Source organism: Mesorhizobium sp. WSM4313, assembly GCF_002294725.1.
Classification (GTDB): domain Bacteria; phylum Pseudomonadota; class Alphaproteobacteria; order Rhizobiales; family Rhizobiaceae; genus Mesorhizobium.
This window is the reverse complement of record NZ_NSFT01000009.1, coordinates 197,206-220,297: the sequence shown is the minus strand read 5'-3', so window position 1 is coordinate 220,297 and position 23,092 is coordinate 197,206. Positions and strand designations below refer to the sequence as shown.

19 protein-coding genes are annotated in these 23,092 nt (G+C 58.4%); 11 read left to right on the top strand and 8 right to left on the bottom strand.

Annotated elements, in window-relative coordinates:
- Positions 1–424: UDP binding domain-containing protein (locus tag CK219_RS21185; RefSeq protein ID WP_141245309.1), on the top strand; the 424-nt coding region annotated here is incomplete at its 5' end.
- A 105-nt stretch (positions 425–529) separates the two neighbouring features.
- On the opposite strand, the gene CK219_RS21180 is transcribed toward CK219_RS21185, so the two are convergent.
- Positions 530–712, bottom strand: a complete 183-nt coding sequence (locus CK219_RS21180; protein WP_095768678.1) for a DUF768 domain-containing protein — start codon at positions 710–712, stop codon at positions 530–532.
- Between the two features lie 590 nt (positions 713–1,302).
- Here CK219_RS21180 and CK219_RS21170 point away from each other — a divergent pair.
- The 9 genes from CK219_RS21170 (at position 1,303) to CK219_RS21130 (ending at position 13,905) form a co-directional block, all read left to right on the top strand.
- Entirely contained in the window at positions 1,303–1,731 is a 429-nt protein-coding gene (locus tag CK219_RS21170) for a hypothetical protein (protein ID WP_224630744.1), read from the top strand.
- A gap of 406 nt (positions 1,732–2,137) precedes the next feature.
- Positions 2,138–4,876, top strand: coding sequence for an AMP-binding protein (locus tag CK219_RS21165; protein WP_176477103.1), 2,739 nt, complete (start codon positions 2,138–2,140; stop codon positions 4,874–4,876).
- On the top strand, positions 4,873–5,856 hold the full coding sequence (nadE, locus tag CK219_RS21160) for an NAD(+) synthase (RefSeq protein ID WP_176477102.1): 984 nt from the start codon (positions 4,873–4,875) through the stop codon (positions 5,854–5,856). The genes CK219_RS21165 and nadE overlap by 4 nt, the downstream gene beginning before the upstream one ends.
- Positions 5,857–5,858: 2 nt before the next feature.
- Positions 5,859–7,877: an asparagine synthase (glutamine-hydrolyzing) gene (asnB, locus tag CK219_RS21155; RefSeq protein ID WP_095768674.1), complete on the top strand. Its 2,019-nt coding sequence runs from the start codon at positions 5,859–5,861 to the stop codon at positions 7,875–7,877.
- Positions 7,874–9,427 (top strand): AMP-binding protein, encoded by a 1,554-nt coding sequence (locus CK219_RS21150; RefSeq protein WP_176477101.1) that lies wholly within the window; start codon positions 7,874–7,876, stop codon positions 9,425–9,427. Before asnB ends, CK219_RS21150 begins: the two co-directional genes overlap by 4 nt.
- 54 nt (positions 9,428–9,481) lie before the next feature.
- Positions 9,482–9,748 carry an acyl carrier protein gene (locus CK219_RS21145; RefSeq protein WP_095768673.1) on the top strand — a complete coding sequence of 89 codons (267 nt, stop codon included), beginning with the start codon at positions 9,482–9,484 and terminating at the stop codon, positions 9,746–9,748.
- A 45-nt stretch (positions 9,749–9,793) separates the two neighbouring features.
- Positions 9,794–10,507, top strand: a complete 714-nt coding sequence (locus CK219_RS21140) for a class I SAM-dependent methyltransferase (RefSeq protein WP_095768672.1) — start codon at positions 9,794–9,796, stop codon at positions 10,505–10,507.
- Between the two features lie 336 nt (positions 10,508–10,843).
- A complete protein-coding gene (locus CK219_RS21135) occupies positions 10,844–12,538 on the top strand; it encodes a type I secretion system permease/ATPase (protein ID WP_095768671.1) in 1,695 nt (564 codons plus the stop codon).
- Between the two features lie 11 nt (positions 12,539–12,549).
- The gene (locus CK219_RS21130; RefSeq protein WP_245340568.1) at positions 12,550–13,905 is read left to right on the top strand and encodes an HlyD family type I secretion periplasmic adaptor subunit; all 1,356 of its coding nucleotides are present in this window, start codon (positions 12,550–12,552) and stop codon (positions 13,903–13,905) included.
- A gap of 21 nt (positions 13,906–13,926) precedes the next feature.
- On the opposite strand, the gene CK219_RS21125 is transcribed toward CK219_RS21130, so the two are convergent.
- Genes CK219_RS21125 through CK219_RS21100 form a run of 6 tightly spaced genes read right to left on the bottom strand, consistent with a single transcriptional unit; the run spans position 13,927 to position 20,096 of the window.
- Entirely contained in the window at positions 13,927–15,189 is a 1,263-nt protein-coding gene (locus CK219_RS21125; protein WP_095768697.1) for a polysaccharide biosynthesis/export family protein, read from the bottom strand.
- A gap of 15 nt (positions 15,190–15,204) precedes the next feature.
- Entirely contained in the window at positions 15,205–16,416 is a 1,212-nt protein-coding gene (locus CK219_RS21120) for a hypothetical protein (RefSeq protein WP_245340567.1), read from the bottom strand.
- Positions 16,417–16,442: 26 nt separating this feature from the next.
- The gene (locus CK219_RS21115) at positions 16,443–17,447 is read right to left on the bottom strand and encodes an SDR family NAD(P)-dependent oxidoreductase (protein ID WP_095768669.1); all 1,005 of its coding nucleotides are present in this window, start codon (positions 17,445–17,447) and stop codon (positions 16,443–16,445) included.
- Between the two features lie 53 nt (positions 17,448–17,500).
- Positions 17,501–18,190: a sugar transferase gene (locus CK219_RS21110; protein WP_095768668.1), complete on the bottom strand. Its 690-nt coding sequence runs from the start codon at positions 18,188–18,190 to the stop codon at positions 17,501–17,503.
- A complete protein-coding gene (locus CK219_RS21105) occupies positions 18,187–19,323 on the bottom strand; it encodes a DegT/DnrJ/EryC1/StrS aminotransferase family protein (RefSeq protein WP_095768667.1) in 1,137 nt (378 codons plus the stop codon). The genes CK219_RS21110 and CK219_RS21105 overlap by 4 nt, the downstream gene beginning before the upstream one ends.
- Before the next feature lie 50 nt (positions 19,324–19,373).
- A complete protein-coding gene (locus tag CK219_RS21100; protein ID WP_095768666.1) occupies positions 19,374–20,096 on the bottom strand; it encodes an NDP-sugar synthase in 723 nt (240 codons plus the stop codon).
- A 643-nt stretch (positions 20,097–20,739) separates the two neighbouring features.
- Between CK219_RS21100 and CK219_RS21095 the strand changes: the two genes are divergently transcribed.
- Positions 20,740–21,411 carry a response regulator transcription factor gene (locus tag CK219_RS21095; protein ID WP_095768696.1) on the top strand — a complete coding sequence of 224 codons (672 nt, stop codon included), beginning with the start codon at positions 20,740–20,742 and terminating at the stop codon, positions 21,409–21,411.
- Here CK219_RS21095 and CK219_RS21090 read toward each other — a convergent pair.
- Positions 21,408–23,087: a PAS domain S-box protein gene (locus tag CK219_RS21090; protein ID WP_245340566.1), complete on the bottom strand. Its 1,680-nt coding sequence runs from the start codon at positions 23,085–23,087 to the stop codon at positions 21,408–21,410. The genes CK219_RS21095 and CK219_RS21090 overlap by 4 nt on opposite strands.
- Positions 23,088–23,092 lie beyond the last annotated feature (5 nt).

The following is a 23,092-nucleotide window of genomic DNA, read 5'->3' as shown; positions in this document are numbered from 1 at the left end:
GTTCGACAAGGTCAACCACTATTTCAAGGGCGCGCTGAGGGGCAAGACCTTTGCTGTCTGGGGGCTGGCCTTCAAGCCCAACACCGACGACATGCGCGAGGCGCCGGCGCGCACGCTGATGGAAGCGCTGTGGGCGGCCGGCGCCAAGGTGCAGGCCTACGATCCCGAGGCGATGCAGGAGTGCCAGGCGATCTACGGCCTGCGCGAGGATCTGCTTTTGTGCGGCACCAAGGAAGCGGCGCTGCGCGGCGCCGACGCGCTTTTGATCTGCACCGAATGGAAGAGCTTCCGCGCGCCGTCCTTCGATGCGCTCAAGGACGCGCTGACGACGCCGGTCATCTTCGACGGCCGCAATCTCTACGATCCCAAGGTGATCGCGCGCTACGGCATCGAATATTTCTCGATCGGCAGGATGGCGGCATGAGGGCGCCAACCAGGCATCTTACTTCAACATGTCCGACAGGGCAGCTGTAGTTCCTATCGTTGTGGGCCGGAGCGCTTCTTCGGTTGCGCAGCCCGCGTTCTGCTCTCAATCCGGCACGGGATCCCTACTTCCAAGCGCCTCGAGCATCGTTGAGAAGATGCTGCCGACCTCCTCCGAGATCTCTTCTGATCGAATTCCAGCCTTTTTTGCGTCGCTGGTTAGTCGCCTTGCAAGCTCTTGCGCTAAGATCGTGTCAGATGATGAATGATGCGGCAGATTGCTATCCATCCACTCCTGAAGGAATTTCAGGCCTCGTTCACTCACTGTAAAACCATTCCAGGGTTGTATCCATGATTACGTGCAATCAAGCTTGACCAGTTTTCCACGCTATAATTTGTCACCGCCGGGATCGTTCCCTATTCAAACTCGCATATGGCTCATATTGTCCGCGCATGGAACGACGGCACGCCATCCGGCGGGGAATGGACAGGCTTTGGGAGGTCTACGACGTAGGCGACCAAAAAGTTTTGCTCGTTGACGGAATTCCTTTGGCGCATTTGCGGGTCGAAGAAGCGCTGGACGCTCTGGACCTGCTAGAAGGCGGCTTCCTCGTTCCAAGTGACACTCCCCTGGTAGGGTGAAGTGATTGTCGACGGCCGTCCTTCGACGAATATCCCCAAACCGTTGCGACTCTCCTCCCGAACATAGCGCAACTAAATGCCTGGCTAGGTGAAGCTCTTCACATGGCGGGTCCGCTGCGGCAACGCAGGCATATCCCGGTGTTGTTAGACCCAATGAGCTTTCACCTCCGACGCCCTCATTCATTTAGCCGATGCGCCGGCATGGCGGCGGTTAAGCGGGAGGATTGACGAGGTTAATTGCCGCGGCTTGAGAAAGCTCCAGCAGGCTCGATCGAAGGACTGACGCGTTTGCCGGCAACGGACACCTGCTCGCTGGTGGCGAGAATGACCTTTCCATTCGCGTTGGTGGGAATTGTTTTATTAGCTCTGCTGCCCGGCGCTATCCTCGATATGCTGGGCATGGGTTTCACGTTCAGTCACGACAAGCTCAATCATGCGGTCGCCTTCACGACTTTGGGGATCCTCGGCGGTCTCGGTTGGCCCAAGCAAAAATTGAGGCTGGTTGTATTCGTCCTTTTTGTAGGGGCGGCGATCGAGGTTCTTCAGGCCACCCCGCTGGTGGCGCGGGACATGGATATGTTCGACTGGATTGCTGATTTTGCAGGCGCGATCTGCGGACTGGCCATCGCCGCGTGGACAAACAGGATCGCCGGCGGAACTCGCTAAGTGCCGTCGATGCAAAACCGGTCGTATCGCCGGTCGTATAGATTGCGGTATTTCCAAAGGACCGTCCGAAGGACAGCAACCGAGTCGATCGCGCGCTGCGCGCTGTAACTATCGTCAAAATTTTCTCAGTGGATATCGTGTAGCGAGTGGCTGAGCGCGACATGCCTTTTGGCAACACATACCGTGCCGCTAGACGAGCCATTCAGAATGCAAATCTGCCCCGGCCGCGCCGCGGCATCAGCTCTCCATGTCGCACGGCTGTTCTTTAGTCTGGCGCCCCGCCGCCATGAGGCGGGCGCGAAATTTTTCGATGTACACCTCTAGCGTCGCCAGCATCATCAGAATGATCGATGAAATGGTTTGGGCGGGCGGCGATAACTGACGCTATCCATAGCGTGAGCCCGTCATGTCACCAGCCTACTCAGGATCGGAACTCGCGATTGAATATCCGCGGACGGATTCTCAATCGGCGGCAAATAACAAATGGACGAACGTCCCGGAATACGCTCTCGACCAAGGCGGCCCTGTCTTGCGCCCCTATCAGCGGATGGACGCTGATTATGCCGATGTCGCCATTGTCGATCATTTGAAAAATGTGGCCAGTCAGTATCCCGAAAAGCTGGCGATTACCGACGCAACCAACCGCTTCACTTATTCGGAACTCGTCTCGGCTGTCGAAGCACTGGCTAGCCGCATCCTCGCCATCACTCCCGCCGAAAACGCCGTCGGAATTCTTCTTGCGAATACGGCCTTCTTTCCGTTGGCGATGCTGGCGAGCATGGCCGCAGGGCGGCCTTTGGTACCCCTGAACACGAGGGATCCGGATACCAGGATCAATGCGATCGTGTCCGAGGCGCGATTATCGACCATCATAGGGGATGGAGATGTCCGACCCACGGGCCTGCCGCGAACTGTCGGCTGGATAAATGTCTCGCCCCGCGGCGAACCGAAGAGCGATCGCGTTCCCCAGCTCCATCCGGTATCGGTGGATGCCGCCGCGATCGTCCTTTACACTTCGGGCAGTACAGGTCGGCCAAAAGGCATCGTTAACAGTCAACGCAGCCTGCTATGGCGTGTTCAGCAATATGTAAACGCCTGTCACATCAATGCGCAGGACGTATTCCTGCCTCTCACGGGACCGGCCACCATCGCTGGGTGTCGAGAGGTGCTCGCCGCCCTTCTTACCGGTGCCACATTGCATCTTCTTGAGGTCGAAGCCGTAGGCTTGCGCGCGGTTTTACACCGGATGCAAGCCGAGGGAGTGACTGTCACTTACCTGGTGCCGGCTCTCCTGCGTGCGCTTATGGCGAACAAATCAGAAGACGCATTCCGCAGTCTCAGGGTGGCTCGGATCGGCGGCGAAAAGGTTTCATGGTCTGACATCAAGCTGCTACGCGACGCCGTTTCAAGCAACTGCCTGGTGCAGATCGGCTACTCGTCAACCGAGACGACAGGATCACAATGGTTTGTACCGACCGATTGGCCGGAGCAGGCTGCCTCGGTTCCCGTTGGATGGCTCCTTCCAGGGATTAGTTTCGCGATCATCGACGAGCAAGGACGCCCGGTGCCGGCCGGCGGGACTGGGGAGCTTGTCATAAAAAGTCCGTATGTCCTGCTTGGCCACTGGGAGAACGGCGTCGTCGTGCCCATGGCTGCAGACCCCGAGAACCCGTCCGTCCGCATCTTTGAAACGGGTGACCTCGTTCAGCTGGACAACCATGGCCTGCTACAGATCATGGGTCGCAAGGGGCGTCAGATAAAAATCAATGGCCGACGCGTTGAGCCCGCGGAGCTGGAGCGGGTTTTGCGTGGCGCGCCTTCCGTTGAGGACGCTGTAGCGATTGTGACGGCGTCAACGGAACTCATCGCCTTCGCCGTACCTCGCGGGCCGGCCACTTCCAACTTCGCGGACGATCTCCGCCATCTTGCCCGAACGACACTGCCGCCGCCTCTGTGCCCGTTGAGACTGCACGCCATTGCCGAAATTCCACGCCTGCCGGGCGGGAAGGTCGACATGGCGAGGCTTGCCGAGTTGGACGGCGCAAGCGTGAGGCAGGACCGCATTGTCCAGGCTCCGAATACAGGACCCGAACGGACTATCCAGCAGATCGTGCAACGTGCCTGGACCAAGATTCTGAACACGCGCGTTGCCGCGGGACGTTGGGATGACGCCGGCGGCGATTCGCTGAAGCTGCTGCATTGTGTCATGGAGATCGAAAGCGTCCTCGGCCTGGAGATCGACCTTGAACCTTTCACCGTCGGAATGAATTTCGACGAAATGGTGAAGGCCGTCGCGGCCGCGAAAGCAGGTAACGAGCAGGCCAGCTCGCGCAAAGAGCATCCGCCAATTCTCTTCCTGCTCCCCGGGTCCGTCGGCTATGGCCCTAGCCTTGCCGCCTTCGCGGCCTCCATGGGTAGAACCGCCCGGGTTGTCCCGATCAGGTATCCAGCCCTGGCAATGATATTACAGGGAAAAAACTCGGTCGCAGATATGGCCGAGGCCGCGCTCGACCAGATACGCCGCGCCCAGCCTGAAGGTAACGTACGACTTCTCGGCCATTCGCTTGGCGGCGTCGTTGCTTTTGAAGTTGCTTCAAGGCTGCTGGCTGTCGGGCGAAATGTGAAATTTCTGGGCATCCTCGACACCAGCCTGCTCGGTGAACGGAGCACTTACCGAGAGACGGTCGTCCGCACAATTCATCGAATCCGAACCAATCGTATTACCGCCTACAGAATGGCTTGCCGAGCCCTTGCAAAAGTCGTGGTCCGAATGGGCTACGAGATGCAACTGGCCCGCTTGCTTGATCGCTATGCCCAGGAGAAATTCAACGCGACCAGCTTTAGGGCCAAGCTGGAGCTTCAGGAAGTTTTGAGGGCCAAAGCGTTTTTTCAATGGCTCCAGACGCCAAGACCCCGACTGCCGATCACCGGTACCCTATTTCGCTGCGCCCGTCCTGGAATGCCTCGCGCCATCGGATGGGACAATGCTTTCGCAGACCTGGATGTGATCCCAATCATTGGCACCCACATCGACATGGTCTCGGAGCCTAACGTGGCCTTCAACCGACCGCTCATCGAGGCGGCCGTGGCCCGAACTTATCTGCCAGAAGAATCTCGCCAGGGGGAGGAACGGTCATCGACGTGATCTCCGGGTTTGGCAAGGATGCCCTGGTGCTCGACGCTCGTGCGGAGGTCGATCGCATCGTAGAAGCCTTGCGTCGACAGGTCTTTGGCACACTCCGGCGCCGAGGCGTCGTTGTCGGCCTCTCTGGGGGCATCGACAGCTCCGTTGTCGCAGCACTCTGCGTCGGCGCGTTCGGGAAAGATAAGGTCCTCGGCCTATTCATGCCGGAATCCCATTCTTCCGGCGACTCGCTGCGGCTTGGCCGAACGGTTGCGTCGCAACTTGGTATCGATTCGATCGTTGAAGACATCACGCCTGCCCTGGAGGGCATCGGTGCCTATTCACGTCAGATCGAGGCGATCCGGACCGTCGTTCCCGCCTACGGTCAAGGCTGGAAGTGCAAGCTGGTGATGGCGTCGGTTCTGGAAAGCAACGGCATCAACATTACCAGACTGACGGTCGAGGATCCGAATGGCAAAGTCGACACGGTCAGACTGCCACCCGCAACCTATCTGCAGATCGTCGCCGCCACCAACTACAAGCAACGCGTGCGAAAGATGACGGAGTATTATCACGCGGACCGTCTCAACTACGCGGTGGCAGGCACGCCAAACCGGCTGGAACACGACCAAGGCTTTTTCGTCAAACAGGGCGATGGAATCGCCGACGTGCTGCCGATCGTCCACCTCTACAAGACGCAAGTCTATCAACTTGCGGAGTATCTCGGGATAGACCCTGAGGTGCGGCGCAGGCCACCAACCACGGATACGTTCTCCATGGCGCAAAGCCAGGAGGAGTTCTATTTCGCATTGCCATATCACCTGACGGATTTGTGTCTCTATGGCCTGAACCACGGCATTTCTGCCAACGAGATCGCAGCGGTCGCCGGCCTCACTCCCGACCAGGTTCAGAAAGTCTTCAAGGACATTGAAAGCAAGCGGCGCGCAGCGCGTTATCTTCACGCGAGACCCCTGCCCGCCGTCGAGATGGACGAGGGCTGAGCGTGTGCGGCATAGCCGGAATCGTGGCACTGGACGCTACCGCGGCGCGGCCTTCGCGCGAGGCGCTTCTGCGCATGGCGGGGTCGCTCGTGCATCGCGGTCCGGACGAACACGGCCTCTACCGCGACAATCGCGCGGGGCTGGCCCACGCACGCCTTTCAATTGTCGACCTTTCGAATGGGCAACAGCCGCTTGCCGACACGAGCGGCAAGACCTGGATTGTCTTCAACGGCGAGATTTTCAATTACGTTGAGCTTCGCGAGAAGCTGGTCGCGCTCGGTCATCGCTTCCGCACCCGCAGCGACACCGAAGTGGCAGTTCATGCATATCGCGAATGGGGCGACTCCGCTTTTGAGCGGATGAACGGGCAATGGGCAATCGCGATCTGGGATTCGCTGGCCGGCCGCCTCGTGCTATCGCGCGATCGGTTCGGCATATGCCCCCTGCATTTTTGCGAGCACGCTGGGCGCCTCTATTTTTCCAGCGAAGTGAAGGCCATTTTCGCGGCCGACGCGGCTTTGCCGCGAGCCTTCGATCCAGCCGGCATTGATCAGACGTTCACTCTCTGGACGGTGGTTCCGCCGCAAGGCGTATTCAAAGGGGTCCGGGAACTCAAGCCTGGCCACATTCGGGTCTATGAGAACGGAACCGTTCGTGAGCAGGCATTCTGGAAACCCAGCTATCCGGAGGCGTTCGACGAACGCCATGAATTCCCGGGGTCGCTCGATGATGCCGTGGACGAAGTGCGCGAGGCTCTGCAGTCCGCGACGGCGCTGCGGATCGACCAGGCCGATGTGCCTGTTGGCTGCTACCTGTCTGGCGGACTCGACAGCTCGCTTGTCGCCATGATGGCAAGCCGCATCGCCGGCGACCGCTTCCAGACGTTTTCGCTGCGGTTTGCCGATGCTGAATATGACGAGACCAGCTACCAGCGATTGGTGGCAGGCGCGACCGGCAGCGAGCACCACGAGGTGACGGTTTCCCGCAGCGATATCGCCGATGTCTTTCCGGAGGTGATCTACCACACCGAACGTCCGATCCTGAGGACCGCGCCGGCGCCACTGCTTCTGCTTTCAAGATTGGTACGCGAGCACGGAATCAAGGTCGTGCTGACGGGCGAAGGCGCGGATGAAATGTTCGCTGGCTACGACCTGTTCCGGGAAGGGAAGGTGCGCCGTTTCTGGGGGCATCAACCATCCTCGACGAGACGCGCGCGATTGCTGGAACGCCTGTATCCCTATCTCACTCGTTCCCCGGTGCATCAGCAAGCAATGGCGCGTCAGTTCTTCGGACATGATATCCATGCCCATGATGCGCCAGGCTTCGCACATGGCACCCGTTGGCGCACGACCAGCGCTCTCAAGCGGTTGTTTTCAGCCGACATGAAAGCCGAGACGGAACCGTACAACGCGGCCGCCGCGTTCCTTGCGCGCCTGCCCGACGAATTTTCGCGCTGGGACTCTCTGGCACAGGACCAGTATATCGAAATCCAGACTTTGATGTCCGGCTATCTGCTCTCCTCGCAGGGAGACCGAATGCTGATGGGCAACTCTGTCGAAGGACGCTTCCCGTTCCTCGACGATGACGTTGTAAAACTCGCGAACTCGCTTCCAGCCAAATACAAGCTGCGCGTTCTGGACGAGAAGCACGTGCTGAAGCGGGTGGCCGAGCCGATCCTGCCGCCGGAAATCATCGCCCGCAAGAAACAGCCCTACAGGGCGCCGAACGCTCAATGCTTCGTTGCCGACAATGCACCAGCCTATGTGCGCGAAGCACTTTCGGAAAGAGCGTTGCGCGACGCAAACGTCTTCGATGCGGAGTCGGTCGCGCGCCTGCTGGGCAAGTGCCGAGCCAGGACCGTGGACCAAGATCTTTCCAATTCCGACAACATGGCGCTGGTGGGCGTGCTCTCCACGCAGCTTCTTCACCAGCAGTTTATCGCAAGCCGCCCCATCGGCAGGCAGAAGATCGAGCTCAGCGTCGACGTTGACCATGAGATCAAGGAAGAGGTGTTGGCATGATGCATGGAGCCATACCGCTGTTGCACGACTATCTCAGGCACTCGGCCGACCGGCTGGGTGACAAGGTGGCGCTGGTCTGCGGCGGGCAGCGCGTGACCTATGCCGAGATCGAGACTCGTGCCAACAACGTTGCGCAACACCTGGCTGACGCCGGAGTGACGCGCGGCGATCGCGTGATGATCTTCGCCGACAACACCGTCGAGACGGTCGTCAGCTTCTGGGCCGTGCTCAAGGCGAATGCCGTGGTGTGCATCGTCAATCCGCTGACCAAGAGCGACAAGCTTCATTACCTGCTCAACGATTGCCTGCCAGCCGCGCTGATAACGGACAACCATCTGACCTCGGTCTTCAGTGAGCCGGCCCGCAACTGCCCGTCACTGCGCCGGATGATTGTCTCCGGGCCTATAGATGACGCCGAGTTGATGCAACTGCCTCATGCGGTTCGCTGGGATGTTGCGATTGCCGGCAACGGGGAGGCACCGGCGCGCAGATGCATCGACATTGATCTCGCCGCCATAATCTACACGTCAGGTTCTACCGGCGAGCCCAAGGGCGTGATGCTGACGCACACAAACATGATGGCGGCTTGCACCTCGATCGCATCGTACCTTGAGCTCGGCGAAGACGAAGTGATCCTCAATGTCCTGCCCTTGGCATTCGATTACGGCCTGTACCAGATGATCATGGCGTTCCGCACTGGCGCCCGTCTGGTGCTTGAACGCTCGTTTGCTTTTGCAGCGCAGATCCTTGGACTGATCAAGCAAGAACGGGTCACAGGTTTCCCCGGCGTGCCTACTATTTTTGCGGCGCTCTCGGAGCTCAAATCGCTGAAGGATCAGGATTTTTCGAGCATTCGCTATGTTACGAATACCGCGGCCGCACTGCCGTTGAAGCATATTCTCATGCTCCAGGACCTTTTTCCGAGCGCGCGCATCTATTCAATGTACGGGCTCACCGAGTGCAAGCGCTGCACCTACCTGCCGCCAGAGGACCTTGAACGAAAGCCGTCGAGCGTCGGGATAGCCATCCCGAACACGGAAATGTGGATCGTCGACGACGACGACAAGCGGGTCGGCCCCGACGTCGTCGGCCAGCTCGTCATCCGCGGCGCGACCGTGATGAAGGGCTACTGGGGCAAGCCAGAGGCGACCGCAAGGAAGCTTAAACCTGGTCCTCTGCCCGGTGAACAGGTCCTCTACACCGGCGACTACTGCCGGATCGACGCGGAAGGGTACCTTTATTTCGTAGGTCGTGGCGATGAGATCATCAAATCCCGTGGCGAGAAGGTCGCGCCCAAAGAGGTTGAGAACGCGCTTGTTGGCATTCCAGGGGTGCGGGAGGCCGCCGTGATAGGCGTTCCGGACGAACTTCTTGGGCAGGCGGTGAAGGCGTTCGTCGTGATGGAGCAAGGAAGGTCCATCGACGAGAAACAACTGCAGAAGGAATGTCAGAGGCGCCTGGAAAATTTCATGGTCCCAAAATCAATTGTCATTGTACCCAGCCTGCCGATGACAGATACGGGAAAACTTAAGAAGACGGCTTTGTCATGAGGCGTTTTCCGCGAGACTTGGCGTCAATTTTCTTGTTTTAACCGGGGAAGCAAAATGTTGTCCAGCGAAGACAGGATAGAGACTTACAGCGAGAAAATTAGGGGGTTTCTGGCGTCCAACTTCTATGTTGCTGACGCTGAGGCTCTGGAAAACAATACGTCACTGCTCGACCAAGGTATCGTCGACTCGACGGGAGTCCTGGAGGTCATCGGATTCATTGAGGAAACCTTTGGCATTGTCGTCGAAGACAGCGAGCTTCTGCCTGAGAACCTCGATTCCATCCAAGGGATTGCACAATACGTCATCCGAAAAAAGAACTGATCATAGCTGTCTCCCGAACGACAGCATTGGGAAAAGCGGGTTGTCGTGAGCCAAGAAATCAGCGTCGAGGATGCCTACAGCAAAGGGCGCACCATCTTCATGGGGCTGGAGTTGCTCGTGGCACCTGGCGCGCTTGTGCCACGCCCGGAGACGGAACTGCTGGGCACAGCCGCCCTCGGCGCCTTGGATCAGTTGAGGACTGCGGAACCCCGCGTTATCGATATGTGCTGCGGCGCCGGCAATCTGGCATGCGCCATAGCGCACTATGCCCCCACCGCGCGGATCTGGGCGAGCGACCTAACGGATGGGTGCGTTAAAGCCGCGCGCCGCAACGTCGACCATCATGGACTGGCAGGGCGCGTTTCGGTGCTGCAGGGCGACCTGTTTGAGCCTCTCTCCGGCCCGGAACTTGTCGGCAGGATCGACATGATCGTCTGCAACCCGCCATACATCTCGGAAAAGCGGCTCGAGGGCGACCGCTCTCACTTGACCGAGCTCGAGCCGCGCGAGGCGTTTGCGGCTGGCCCTTACGGCCTGAGCATCCACATGCGGGTGATAAGAGACGCGCCGCAATACCTGCGGCCAGGTGGCATACTGCTGTTCGAGGTTGGCCTTGGCCAGGACCGGCAAGTCGTGAGTCTGCTCAACCGCGCAAAGGCGTACGAGAATATTGGCACGATCTCGAACGAAGCTGGCGAGGGCCGTGTCGTTGTCGCCCATATGAAGAACCCCAATGAACCACGCGCGTCGAATGTCTGATCAGGTCACTTTCCTCATCCAACAGACATCAAAACGTGATCCGACAAAGGGCAAACCCCGTCGACCTTCAAATGGTCAATAAACGCTCGCTTTCCAGGGTCGGTTATCCCCAGCTTGTTCGTGGCGATTCACGATTTAGCGTCTGAGCGTCACGATTTTGCTGCATTTTGATAAAATTTGACGAATGTTAGCTTGATGTAATGTTCGGGGTGGGCGGGTCACAACGAAAGGTAAGATCTTGTCCTACGCTGACAGCGTCCACGAGGCCGTGCGACAATCTCGAGTGAGAGATCGCGCGTCGTGAGGGAACATCGTACGCAACATTTGCTCTCAGCCATGTCGGGTTGTTGGTCCGGGCTGGTTGGCATTGGTCTCTTTTCGGCGGTGATAAACATTCTAGCCCTGACCGGCTCCGTCTACATGCTGCAGGTGTATGACCGTGTGCTTCCCTCGCAGAGCGTTCCGACGCTCGTGGGATTTACGGTCGGCATGCTGGGCCTCTATGCCGTATACGGGCTGCTCGATTTCGTGCGGCTTCGCTTGCTGGTTCGAATCGGCAATCGCCTGTACAGAAATCTGCAGCAGAAGGCCTTCACCATATCGCTGTCGGTGCCCCTGATCGCCGGGCAGGAGGCGAACCGGGTGCAGCCGCTTCGCGACTTGGACCAGCTGCGCGGCTTTCTCTCCGGCCTGGGGCCGACCGTTTTTTTCGACGCCCCGTGGATGCCGTTTTACATGGTGGTCATCTACCTGTTGCACCCTTCCCTTGGGCTACTGGCAACCGTCGGCGCCGTTGTCGTCGTGCTTTTGACCGTGGTCGCAGAAATTGCCGGCCGCGGCCCCGCAGCCCGAACTTCCGAGACACTGGTCGCGCAACGCATCCTTGCCGATGCAGGCCGCCGCAACGCGGAAGTCGTTCAGGCGATGGGTCTCTCCGCCAGGCTTGGCCGACGCTGGGGAGAAGTCAGCCATGCCTATCTCAAGAACCAGGAACGGCTCTCCGACATCGTGGGCGGAACCGGATCATTGTCGAAGACACTCAGGATGGCCCTGCAATCGAGTGTACTCGGGCTGGGCGCTTATCTGGTGATCGGTGGGGACGCTTCCCCGGGTGTGATCATCGCATCTTCGATATTGCTTGGCCGCTCTTTGGCGCCGGTCGACGCCGCGATCGCAAACTGGAGAGGATTTCTGGCCGCGCGCCGAAGCTACTCCGACTTGACGGCAGCGCTGGATGCTTTCGGTGGCCAAAGCGCTCCTATGGAGCTTCCCAGCCCGCGGGGGCAACTCTCCGTCGAGGAATTGACGATAGCCCCTCCAGGCGCACAACGGCCGACGGTTCTCAATGTAAGCTTTCGCCTGGCGAGCGGCGCTGGGATGGCAGTCGTCGGCCCTAGCGGTTCCGGGAAGACAACGCTGGTGCGTGCCCTGGTCGGAGTATGGAAGCCAATTCGGGGAACCGTTCGATTGGACGAGGCTGCTCTCGATCAGTGGAGTTCGGAACTGCTCGGTGCTCATATCGGCTATTTGCCGCAGGATGTCGAACTGTTCGATGGAACGGTTGCCGACAACATTTCGAGATTTGGTGGCCAGAGCGACCCAAAAGGCGTCATGGCAGCCGCTCGAGCCGCGGGTGTCGACAAGATGATCATGCGACTGCCTCAGGGGTTCCAAACACGAATCGGCGAAGGCGGGACGGCCCTGTCGGCCGGGCAGAGGCAACTGGTCGGATTGGCCAGGGCACTTTATGGCGATCCGTTTCTTGTCGTGCTCGACGAACCGAATTCCAACTTGGATTCAGACGGTGATGTTGCGTTGGCAGGGGCGATCCTGGCGGTGCGTCAGCGTGGCGGTATCGTCATCGTCGTGGCGCATCGCCCCTCTGCGCTCGTCAATATCGATCAGGTAATGGTCATGTCGAACGGGATGGTCCACGCATTTGGCCCGCGAGAAGATGTTCTCTCAAATGTCGTCCGCCCCTTCCCCCAGCCGGCAGTCGTTCCGCTGCAAAAAAATGCCGGCAACGCTTGAGGTCTTATTCCGTGTCTGACGCGACGATTTCCTATGCTCGTGTCGACGACGCAAGTCGTTGGCTCGGAACCAGGCTGATCAATGATCCGGATGGCATCCGTGCCAACCTGGTTCTGGGCTTGGCAACCACCGCCTTTCTGCTCGTTGGCGGAGGGACGTGGTTGGGACTAACCAAGATCGCCGGCGCTGTGATCGCGCCAGCGACCGTTGTGGTCGAAAGCAGTGTAAAGAAGGTCCAGCATCGGACCGGCGGCACCATCGGTGGAATCTTCGCCCAGGATGGTGATCATGTGCGTGCCGGCGCCGTGCTGGTCAGGCTTGACGACACGCTCACACGCTCAAACCTGCAGATCGTCAGTGAAGATCTCGACCGGGTCACCATCCGCCTGGCCAGGCTCGAGGCAGAGCGGCAAGGGCTGCCGGAAATGCAGATTCCACCCAGTCTGCGCGTGAGAATGAGCGACCCGCGGGTGGCTGCTCTTGTCAATGGAGAACGTGCCTTGTTTGAAAGCCGGGCTACGGCATTGGCTGGCCAAAAGGCTCAGTTGCAGAGCCGCTCGATGCAACTCAGACATCAGATTGACGGTCTCAAGGCTCAGCTTGCCGCGACGAACGACTCCTTGGATCTACTAACCCGCAGCCTTGCCGACGTCCAAGCTCTTTACTCCAAGAAATTGGTGTCCAAGGAGCGACTGAGCAATGTCAGCCTGGAAGAGGCTCGTTCTCGCGGAGAGTCGGGGCGACTTGTTGCAGCAATCGCGGAGGTGCAAGCCCACATCAGCGAAACGGACTTGCAGGTGCTTCAGCTCGACGAGCAGATGCGCAGCGACGTGACAAGCGAGCTCCGCGAAAACGAAGCGAAGCGCACAGAGCTCGAAGAGCGCAAGATAGTGGCGGACGACGAGCTGGCAAGGACGGATATCCGATCTCCCCAGACCGGGACGGTACAAGAATCCTCTATCCACACCGTCGGAGGCGTAGTTGGACCGGGAGAGGTGCTCATGGTGGTTGTGCCCGACACCGACAACCTTGTCGTGGATGCGCTCATTCCGCCGACCCGGATGGATGATGTCCAGCCCGGGCAGCGGGTATCAATCCGCTTTCCCTCTTTCGACGTCGGAACCACACCTGTCTGCGAGGGTTCGGTGAAGCGTATCTCTGCAGATCTGATCAAGGATCAGGAACGCCAGCTTTCCTATTTTTCGGCTCGCATCCACGTCGACAACCAGGCCACCTGCCTGAAGGGTGAGAAAATCCTAAAGCCAGGCATGCCTGCCGAAGTTCACATAAGCACCGAGGAGCGCAGCGTCTGGTCGTATTTGCTTAAGCCATTGACCGATCAGATTTCACGAGCCTTCAAGCAATAGCGGGATCGCAAACGCGGCCCCCTACTGGCTTGCTGCACGTCCTAGATCGCTGCTGAACCTCACCTCGATCGTATCTCCCGGAAGCACTTCTGAATCTTCTTCGACGAGTTGTTTGCGCCATTCTTCACCAATCTTGCGCACGATGGTGATCTGGGTCTGAATGGCTTCTCCGCTTACCGGCAGCGGCAGAGCGGACGCGCCAGCGGGTTGTAATTTCTGGCTGGTGGCGTGGAGCCTTGCGGTGGTGTCGGCAAGACGGACATCGGTATCTTTCAACTCGGTCAGCAAGCCGATCCTTCGCAGGTTTTCATTGCGCTCGCGTTGCCTGAGATAATCTTCCTGCTGGCGTCGCGCCCGCATGAGCTCGACCGATGTCTGAAGCTGCCCATTGGAAGAGAGAAGCGCGGAGCGCCTAACGTCAGACAGCCTGGCGTTGGTCAGATTGCCTGCTTGAAACAATTTCGTCACCCGAGCCAAGTCATCCTCATCCGCCTTGACTCCGTCGCTCTCGACCTGCTGGCGCTTGGTCAGAACGTCAATCTGCGCCGCGGCATCCTTTGCGCCCTGATCAACGTAGCTTTGCTCCTGCTGGAAGTTATCGAGAGAGATCTTCAGCGCCTCTCCCTCGGCGTCGGCAATGGCCGAGCTGAAGGCGGCAGACAATGGTGACCCTTGGGGAGGCTTGGTATCGAAACTTGGCTGATCCTGCAGTTCGGCGCGAATGCGAGCACTGTGGTAATAGTCGCGGGTGTATTCCCCCCAAAGCGATTCATAGTCGCGCTGCAGATCAACCGGGTCAGGACCGGTCTGATTCACACGTGAGCGCAGAAGACTGAGACCGCCAGACACCGCAATCGCCTGTCTCACCGTCATGAGAGGCCGATATGCCTGCTGGCCGGGAGTGAGCACCTCGCCAGTCACGTAGATCGGACGATATTCCGCGACTATCGCGGTCACATCGCCAGGTTGGACAACGATCATCTGCTCTCGCCCATCGGGCAAACGCTGCTGAAATATCTTGGTAGGCAAGATCGTTTCCATGCGGGCCTGCAGCTCGGCAGGCGTCAGACCGCCGATGGATATCTTCCCGACTTGGGGAAGCGCAATCGTACCGTCCATCTGGATTACCGCACGTTGAGTTCGTTCCGGTATCGAAGAGATTCCTATTTCGACGATGTCGCCGGGGGAGAGATGGTAGGCTGACCGGTCGTCCGCCGCGGAGGCAGCATCAACCGCAGCCAGCACACCTATCGCTGCAAGAAGATTTCGGTTCATGAATGCCATCGGTGACATCTCCATTCAGTTCGACTTCGCCTCTTCCGACCAGTCGACGCGGGTGACGAAATCATAAACAGGTCCGCCGGGCACACCCCAGTTGCTGGACCAGATTACCTGCGAGCCATCGGGCGACGGCGAGGCATGGGTCTCGCTGCGGTAGTCGAAATCAACGCTGCGCGTTTGCGCTATGCGCCGAACCTCTCCGCTGCCATCGAGGCGCAGCGCGATAACCTCTCGTGCATAGGGTGCCATTTCCGGACGGGCCGAAACCACATTCGGGTCGCCGCCGTAGCTCAGGAACACCCAGCCAGGTTTGTTCAAAGCACGCAGAGAAGCATGCGAGGCCTCGCCATATTTCATAAGCGAAGTTACTTTCCCGTCAGACAGCCTGCGTTTGATCACCTGATAGCTGTCCGGATAGGATTTGCTGATGCCGACGTAGATCTCGCTCCCATCGGCGTCGACCGTCATGTCGCCATGCCCCGGCCGATGATGCTCTGTCCACTGCTGGCCTGGAGCGCCGTCGATCGAAAAAATAAACGACTGTTCGGTGCCGTCCGCCAGTGCCTGGATGCAGAGAATGTTTTCGCCCAGAGGAGAGATCGAACAGTTCTCATTGACCCCAGCAAGCCGCCCAAGTGCGATATCGGCAAACTTGCTATGCCGCTTGAGATCATACGCGAAGACGACCTCGGCACCGTCCGATCGAAGTGCACGCACTGCCAGGCGATTACCGTCTCGGCTCGGGTTACCTTTGCCTGGTCCGAAGTGCAGATCCCGATAGTCCTTTGAATCGAACAGCACATCCTCGTGATTGGTCCGCGGCGCCCAGGTCGATATTCGCCGGCCTCGAACGCAGATCATCAGATCCGCATTTTGGGGATGCCATTCACATTCGCCCGATCGATCGCGCATCAGCAGCGGTAGGAATGTGTGTCCGTCGAAAAAGCACATCCCGTTGCAGCCGTTGGTTATAACGAGAAGGCTCTGGTCCGCATTCCAGGCTTGGGCGCTGGAATAACGGTGGCTGCAATAATCTTTTATACACGCGACCCCATTTCCAAGCGGCCCGGATTTTGTGATCCGGGTGAATGTTTCCCCAAACGCGGGATCGACCGTAGGACGCAGATAGTCGGGCAACTGCATCGCCGGCGTCGCAACAAAGTGCGTTGACGTATTGCCCGCCTGGCTTGCGGCAGCATGCGGACCAAGGCACGCGACAGCGAAGATCATCGACAACGCATGTCGGCGACGACAAGTCATGTCATGTAGCCCATTTCCCGGCGCACCCGCCCCTCGCTGAGACGCGCTTTCCACCATGATATGGTGCGCTCCAACCCATCTCGCAGATTGGTACGGGCTCGCCACCCGGTCTGCGTTTCGAATTGCGTCGAGTCTGCAAGCAACGCGCGAACCTCGGAGTTCTGTGGGCGCAAGCGGCTTTCATCTCGATAGACAGGCTTCTTCGATCCGCTCAACTCGACCACCAGGTCCAGGACTTCCGCGATCGTCGCGGCACGCTGGCTTCCGGCATTGTAGGCATGGCCGAATTTGAGTTCCGCCACGCCTGCGGTCAGGAATGCTGCCGCCGTGTCTTCAACAAAGGTTAGATCGCGGATAGGGCTCGTATCCCCGACCATGATAGCCGAACAGTTCTTGTCGAGGGCCTGCCTGATTAGGGTCGGCACTATCGCCCTCTCGCTCTGGCGTGGGCCGTAGGTATTGAATGGCCGCAGAGTTACGACGGGAACGTCAAATGACCTGGCGTAGGCTTCGGCCATCATGTCGGCACCGATCTTCGATGCCGAATATGGAGACTGGCCCTGCAGCGGATGAGATTCCTTGATAGGCATGGTCAGCGCCGTGCCGTAAACCTCGCTGGTCGAGGTGTGCACGACGCGTTCGGTGTCCCACTGACGCGCTGCCTCGAGAACATTCATCGTGCCCATGACATTGGTTTCCACGTATGACTGGGCAGCCGCATACGAATATGGAATCGCGATGAGAGCAGCCAGATGAAAAACCACAGCTTGGCCGCGCATGATCCTGTTCAGGAACGCGCTGTCGCGCACGTCGCCACGCACGGATTTCAGGTGGCCTCGGATGTTGTCCGGCAAATCATCAAGCCAGCCGTGACTGTCGAACGAATTGTAGAGCGCCAATGCTGTGACATCCGCTCCATTGCGGACCAGCGCCTCGGTGAGATGCGATCCGATAAATCCATCGGCGCCCGTGACCAGTACCTTTTTGCCTTTGTAGTCCATGACCAATCGTCCCTCTTGCCATGTCCACTCTGACGGTGACACTCACCGGAGTGTCAGCCCGAATGCGCTTTAGTCGCGATCGGCGACGGCGGTACCCGGCCGACAACGGCTAGAAAACCGCGAGCCATCCAGACGGCGTCAGCCACCAGAGTTCGCTGCGGATAATAGGAAAGGTCGATGCTGGCCTTGGCGGGAAACAGGGTCTCGCGATAGTACTGCACCGGATCCGTGAACTTCGGATAGAAATTCGCTTCGTTGCGGAAGAGAACCTGGCTCGGACCGAGTAACCCAGGCTTGTACTGCAAAACAGCCTCGGCGCCGCCGTGGAAACAGTCGGCGAACGCCAGGCTCTCCGGCCGCGGTCCGATGATTGCCATGTCGCCTATGATTACATTCCACAGTTGCGGCAATTCATCGAACTTTGTCGCGGCGAGCACGCGCCCTATCGTTGTCATGCGCTTGTCGTCGGCGACCGTCAGCGCGAGGCCGTGGGGATCGCATCGCACATCGAACTTGCGGAACTTGTACATGCGAAAAGGCTGAGCCCCGGCGCCCAGGCGGGTTTGTGCAAACAAAACCGGCCTACCGCCCTCGGCCAGAAGGGCGATGGCGATCAGCAGCATCAGTGGCGCAAACAAGACCGCAGCAACGCTCGCAATGGCAATGTCGATCAAACGCCGCACAGACCCATGGGCCGAGACTGCAACGTAGTGTCGGTGGAGGGATTGATCTGTCGCATTCATGCGGCCGTTCCTGCTTTGGTACAGCCGTTCACCGCAGTTGCCAGAGCCTCCACAACCGCTTCGACCACCGCTGAGGTCATCTGCGGGTGAAGTGGAATCGTCAGCTCCCGCTGAGCAAAGTCTTCTGTTCGCGGCAATTGGGTCCCGGGAAAAAGCTCGCGGTACAACGTCATCCGGTGCACGGGCGGATAGTGGATCGTTGTTTGGATTCCCTGGTTGCGCAGTTCGTCGATAACGGCTTGCCTGTCGGCATATCGCGGTAAAAGTATCGGCATGATGTGGTGCGCCGATCGCCGCGATTCACTGAATGGAACGATTATTGCCGGGCAGTGCATTGCAATGAGTCGCCGATAAAGGACGACGAGGATACGCCTTACTTCGTTCCATTCTTGCAAGTTTCCTAACTGGACAAGTCCGATTGCGGCCCGCATCTCGTCCATACGATAATTGAACCCAAGCATGGTGACGTCATACTGCGGCGTGCGGCTGTTCAGCCGCTGGTGTGTGCCGGTGGTCATCCCGTGCCCGCGCGCTTGGCGAATCCTTTCGAGCAGTTCATGGTCTTGGGCGATTACGGCGCCGCCCTCGGCGGTTGTCATGTTCTTGTTGCCGTAGAAGCTGAAGGCCGCGGCAACGCCGAAGGTCCCTACTTCTCTCAAGCCAGGAGCATGCGCCGCGTCTTCAATGATGTGCAGTCCCCGAACACGAGCGAACCTTTGCCATTGTTCTCGATTGGCCAGATACCCGGCGAAGTGAACGAGAATAATGGCCTTCGTTCGCGGCGTGCATCGAGCCTCGGCTTCCGCAAGCGACATCAACGGCAAGTCGGCTGACTCAATATCGACAAAGACGGGAGTTGCACCGACATAGAGCACTGAGTTCGCGGTCGCCACGAAGGTTAGCGACGGAACCAGCACCTCATCGCCCGGACCAATGCCAAGTCCGTGCAAAATGAGATGAAGCGCCGCAGTACAGGAACTCACCGCAACGCAATCGTCCGCGCCATGCATGCGGGCGAACGACTCTTCGAACAATCGAACCTGCTCGCCCATGGTCAACCAGCTGCTATCAATGACCTTTGATAGAGCCGCCTTCTCCGGAACACCCAAAATCGGGGCACTGACCAAGAGCATGGTGACCTCACTCCCAAATCATCATTCGTGTTTGAGTTTCTCGCCGTTTGTCAGGCAGCCGCTGCCGCGACTTCGATCGAAGCCGACTGCTCTTCCCAGGAAATGGCTTGAGCATTCTGGAAATCGTCGACGCGGCCGATATCGAGCCAGAGTCCCTCATGCTTGTAGACATGGACGACCGTGCCTTGCTGCATCATCTGCAGCATCAGGTCGTCGAATCCGAATGGAATGCCGGAGGGAATAAAACTCAGAACATCCGGATTCATGCAGTAGATGCCCATGCTAACGAGATGAGAAAGCGTCGGCTTCTCGCGGAACATCTGCACTGCATTGTCGACTTCGTCGATGACACCGAAATCCATCTTGATAAGACGGTTGGCGGTAGCGATGGTCACCGGATCCTTGTGCTTGCGGTGAGCAGCTGTGAATCGGCTGAGGCTAAGATCGGTGAGAACGTCGCCGTTCAGCACGATAAAGGGTTCGGTTAGTTCATCTCGGATAAGCGACAGTGGCCCGATGGTGCCCAGCGGCTCCATCTCCTGAGTGTACCGTATTTTCAGGTTCCATTGCGAACCATCACCGCACACGCTGCGGATGAGATGGCCGAGATACCCGGTCGTGATGTAGACCTCTTCAATGCCATTGCGTCGCAGCCACTTGAGAAGCAGCTCGAGCACCGGCCGGGCACCAATTGGCATCAGCGGCTTCGGCAACACCGACGTAAAGGGACGAAGTCGTGTTCCCATCCCACCGCATTGAATAACCGCTTTCATCCGATCCTCCATAGTTCAACGCCGCTTCAATGGTTGGTGCCTGGGCAGACGTGTTCAGACCTCTTCCGACTATGGGTCGGATAGAAAAGTCGCCACGTGTCCGTCCCGAGCATCTTATGAAGAACGGTAAGTGAGCGTTCGAAGGATGTCGTCGTGCAATCGAATGGCACCAATCCATTGCCTCCGCAGGTTCAGCGACTAGGCCGGTCCGCCCTGTCCGCCGCGAGGCACGATGGCGCCGAATATGCCGACCTACATCTGCAAAATTGCTTGGCCACGAGACCTTCGAATGCCCCAGTGCGGACCTCAGAATCCACCTGCTGGAATTTACGTCTCGCTACTGCTCAAACAGCTGATGTCACATGGAATTTGGTAGTTGGCCATAGACGCGCCTGATCGCGATGTTGGCTTTCTGACAAAGGCAGAGACGGTGCGATTCAAGCCGGTTGAACGTTCCTCGGAAAAAAAAAGAGATTTTTCCGCCATAGAGGAATATATTAGCAATACGGCGCGCAAGTGGTGCGGATTTCTGGGCGTTCGACGAGTGGTTGGCCACCGCCAAGGCCATTCCCCGATTGATCGTTTAGCCGCATTAGGCGTTTCAGGGCCCGCTTTGTAGGGCCTGCGTTGGGGTGGAATGCAAATGTATCGAGTCGTCATTGCGGACGATCACGGTCTGTATCGTCGTGGGCTGAGTTTGGCGCTCAAGGCCGAGCTCCCGGAACTGGAAATATTCGAAGCTGGATGTTTTGATGCCGCTGCCAGTGTCCTGGCTCAGCGGGACATCCATCTTGCCATTCTGGATCTGAACATGCCGGGACTGTTCAACCAGCAAGTGCTCGGCGACGTTTTGTCAGCGTATCCGGACACCCGTTTTGCAATCGTTTCCGGCAATGATTCACGAGCGGAAATATTGAAGGCCCTGTCGATCGGGCTGCACGGCTATATCGTGAAATCTCAGACGGACCAAGAAGTGGTATCGGCAGTGCGCGAGATTCTGGCAGGCCGCATCTATGTGCCGGCGCTGTTGTCTCGACCTTCCGGGGGTCCCGGGTCACACGCACCCCAATCGGCGAGGGCATGGACCCAACGGCGGATGGGAGCGGCCAGCCTTAGCAAGCTGACTTCAAGGCAACGTGACGTGCTCAAGCTGATGGCGGAAGGCTTTTCAAACAAGGAGATAGCTCGCGATTTGGACATTTCCGAAGCAACGACAAAAATTCACGCCGCTGCGGTAATGCGTGAGCTGGGAGTACGCAACCGCACCGAGGCAGCCGTCGCGCTACAAAATTGGCGTTCGAAATATATCGACTAGGGCGCGATTTCACGTCGAGACAGCCGCAGCGAATATCGTAGACCGCCTTCAAATATTTCCAGCTTCGAGGCATGGCCGATAAGCGGCGCGGTGTTGACGCCCAATATCATCGAACCAATGCCATGGCCGATGTTCTTGGCCTTCCTGCGCCTTCCCGATTCTATCCAATCGAAGACGACGTCATCGCTTTCTCCACTATCGGCCCATCTAACCTCAAGGCGCCCTCGGGAACCGCCAAGCGCGCCGTGTTTGACAGAGTTCGTCGTAAGCTCGTGAACAACCATTGCGAAGGTTTCGGCAGCGCCGCTTGACATCATGACGTCAGGGCCATGGGTCTTTATCTTTCGCGTTTCCATGTAGGGCAACAGTTCCTGGACCACGAGATCCCGGAGCAATACCGAACTGTCGGTGCGACCGGAGATCATCATATGCGTGACTTCAAGCGCTCGTATCCGATCGATTAGGTCCTCCTTGAACTTCATGACATTGTTCGCCGGAGCACCAACCATTTTGACCAGCGCTATCACGACCGCGAAAAGATTGCTGAATCGATGGCGCTGTTCGATCAAAATACGGTCCCGTCTCCTGACCGTGGCACGCAAAAGCGTGGTCTGCCGACGTTCAGTCAGGTCAGCTGCTATCCCGATCAGCAGCTGCTGATCATGATACCGCTCCTCCCGTCCGCGCAGAGCGACCCAACGAATAGGTCCATCCGGACGTCGCACCCTTATCTCAACGTCGTAATTCGTGGTCGCGCCGGATTCTTTGGGGAGTGCAAGCTTTGGCCAGTCCGCGGGATAGACGACTGAAGCTAGCTCCGCTATCGGCCGGCTGGTGGCGCGCGGCAGGCCTAAGATTTCCCAAAATTTGTCGGAACCCGTGACGACGCCGCTTTTGAGGTCGACTTGCCAGGTTCCCAACCGCCCCGCCGAAAGCGCCAGATCAAGCCGTTCCTTCTGAACCCGGATCGCTTCGCGCGCCGTCCGTCGTTCCGAGATGTCATCGACAACGATGATCGCGCTCTCTGAAAGGAGGCCGTCGGAACGGTACGACGATAGGTTCAGGCGAGCCCAGAATGTGGACCCGTCCTTCTTCTTCAATCGGGCTTCCATATCGAATGGCATCGCGGACTTGCCTTGATCGGCAAGCGCTTCAACAACGCTATCGCGATCATCGGGATGAACAAGCTGCGCAAGCGGAAATTGAGCAAGCTCGGCTTCGGTATATCCCGTCAGCTCACAAAGACGTTTGTTGGATTGCAGAAGCTCGCCTTTTTCATTCGTGTTCGCAAAGCCGAGGGCCGCACGCTCGAACACCGAACGGAAGCGGCTCTCGGTGGCTTCGACGGCGGCCAGTCGAGTTTCGGCGACCTTCAGGGCCTCGCTAAGGTCCTGCCGCAAGCGGTGGAACATGAAGGCGATCATGAAGCCGGAAACCAGGAGAAAGATTGCTCGCGGCCAGTCCTCTGTGGGAATCGAACCGCGCAGAAGTCGTTCGGCCCCGAGGCTGGCGGCGACTGTCACGAGAGTTGCAATGATTGCACCGCGACGGCCAACAAGATATGCAGCGACAATTATAGCTGGAATAGATGATATGAAGGTTGCTTCAGTTTCCGTCTGAATTAAGTTTGTTATTACGAATATTAGCGTGAAAACTAGCACCAGCATGGAAGCCATGTGAG

Bases quoted from the DNA above. Each gene is read 5' to 3' on its own strand.
- CK219_RS21180 (WP_095768678.1), bottom strand. From the start codon at position 712: ATGGATAGCAATCTGCCGCATCATTCATCATCTGACACGATCTTAGCG.
- CK219_RS21165 (WP_176477103.1), top strand. From the start codon at position 2,138: ATGTCACCAGCCTACTCAGGATCGGAACTCGCGATTGAATATCCGCGG.
- CK219_RS21150 (WP_176477101.1), top strand. From the start codon at position 7,874: ATGATGCATGGAGCCATACCGCTGTTGCACGACTATCTCAGGCACTCG.
- CK219_RS21145 (WP_095768673.1), top strand. From the start codon at position 9,482: ATGTTGTCCAGCGAAGACAGGATAGAGACTTACAGCGAGAAAATTAGG.
- CK219_RS21135 (WP_095768671.1), top strand. From the start codon at position 10,844: ATGTCGGGTTGTTGGTCCGGGCTGGTTGGCATTGGTCTCTTTTCGGCG.
- CK219_RS21125 (WP_095768697.1), bottom strand. From the start codon at position 15,189: ATGGCATTCATGAACCGAAATCTTCTTGCAGCGATAGGTGTGCTGGCT.
- CK219_RS21120 (WP_245340567.1), bottom strand. From the start codon at position 16,416: ATGATCTTCGCTGTCGCGTGCCTTGGTCCGCATGCTGCCGCAAGCCAG.
- CK219_RS21115 (WP_095768669.1), bottom strand. From the start codon at position 17,447: ATGGACTACAAAGGCAAAAAGGTACTGGTCACGGGCGCCGATGGATTT.
- CK219_RS21110 (WP_095768668.1), bottom strand. From the start codon at position 18,190: ATGAATGCGACAGATCAATCCCTCCACCGACACTACGTTGCAGTCTCG.
- CK219_RS21105 (WP_095768667.1), bottom strand. From the start codon at position 19,323: ATGCTCTTGGTCAGTGCCCCGATTTTGGGTGTTCCGGAGAAGGCGGCT.
- CK219_RS21100 (WP_095768666.1), bottom strand. From the start codon at position 20,096: ATGAAAGCGGTTATTCAATGCGGTGGGATGGGAACACGACTTCGTCCC.
- CK219_RS21095 (WP_095768696.1), top strand. From the start codon at position 20,740: ATGTATCGAGTCGTCATTGCGGACGATCACGGTCTGTATCGTCGTGGG.
- CK219_RS21090 (WP_245340566.1), bottom strand. From the start codon at position 23,087: ATGGCTTCCATGCTGGTGCTAGTTTTCACGCTAATATTCGTAATAACA.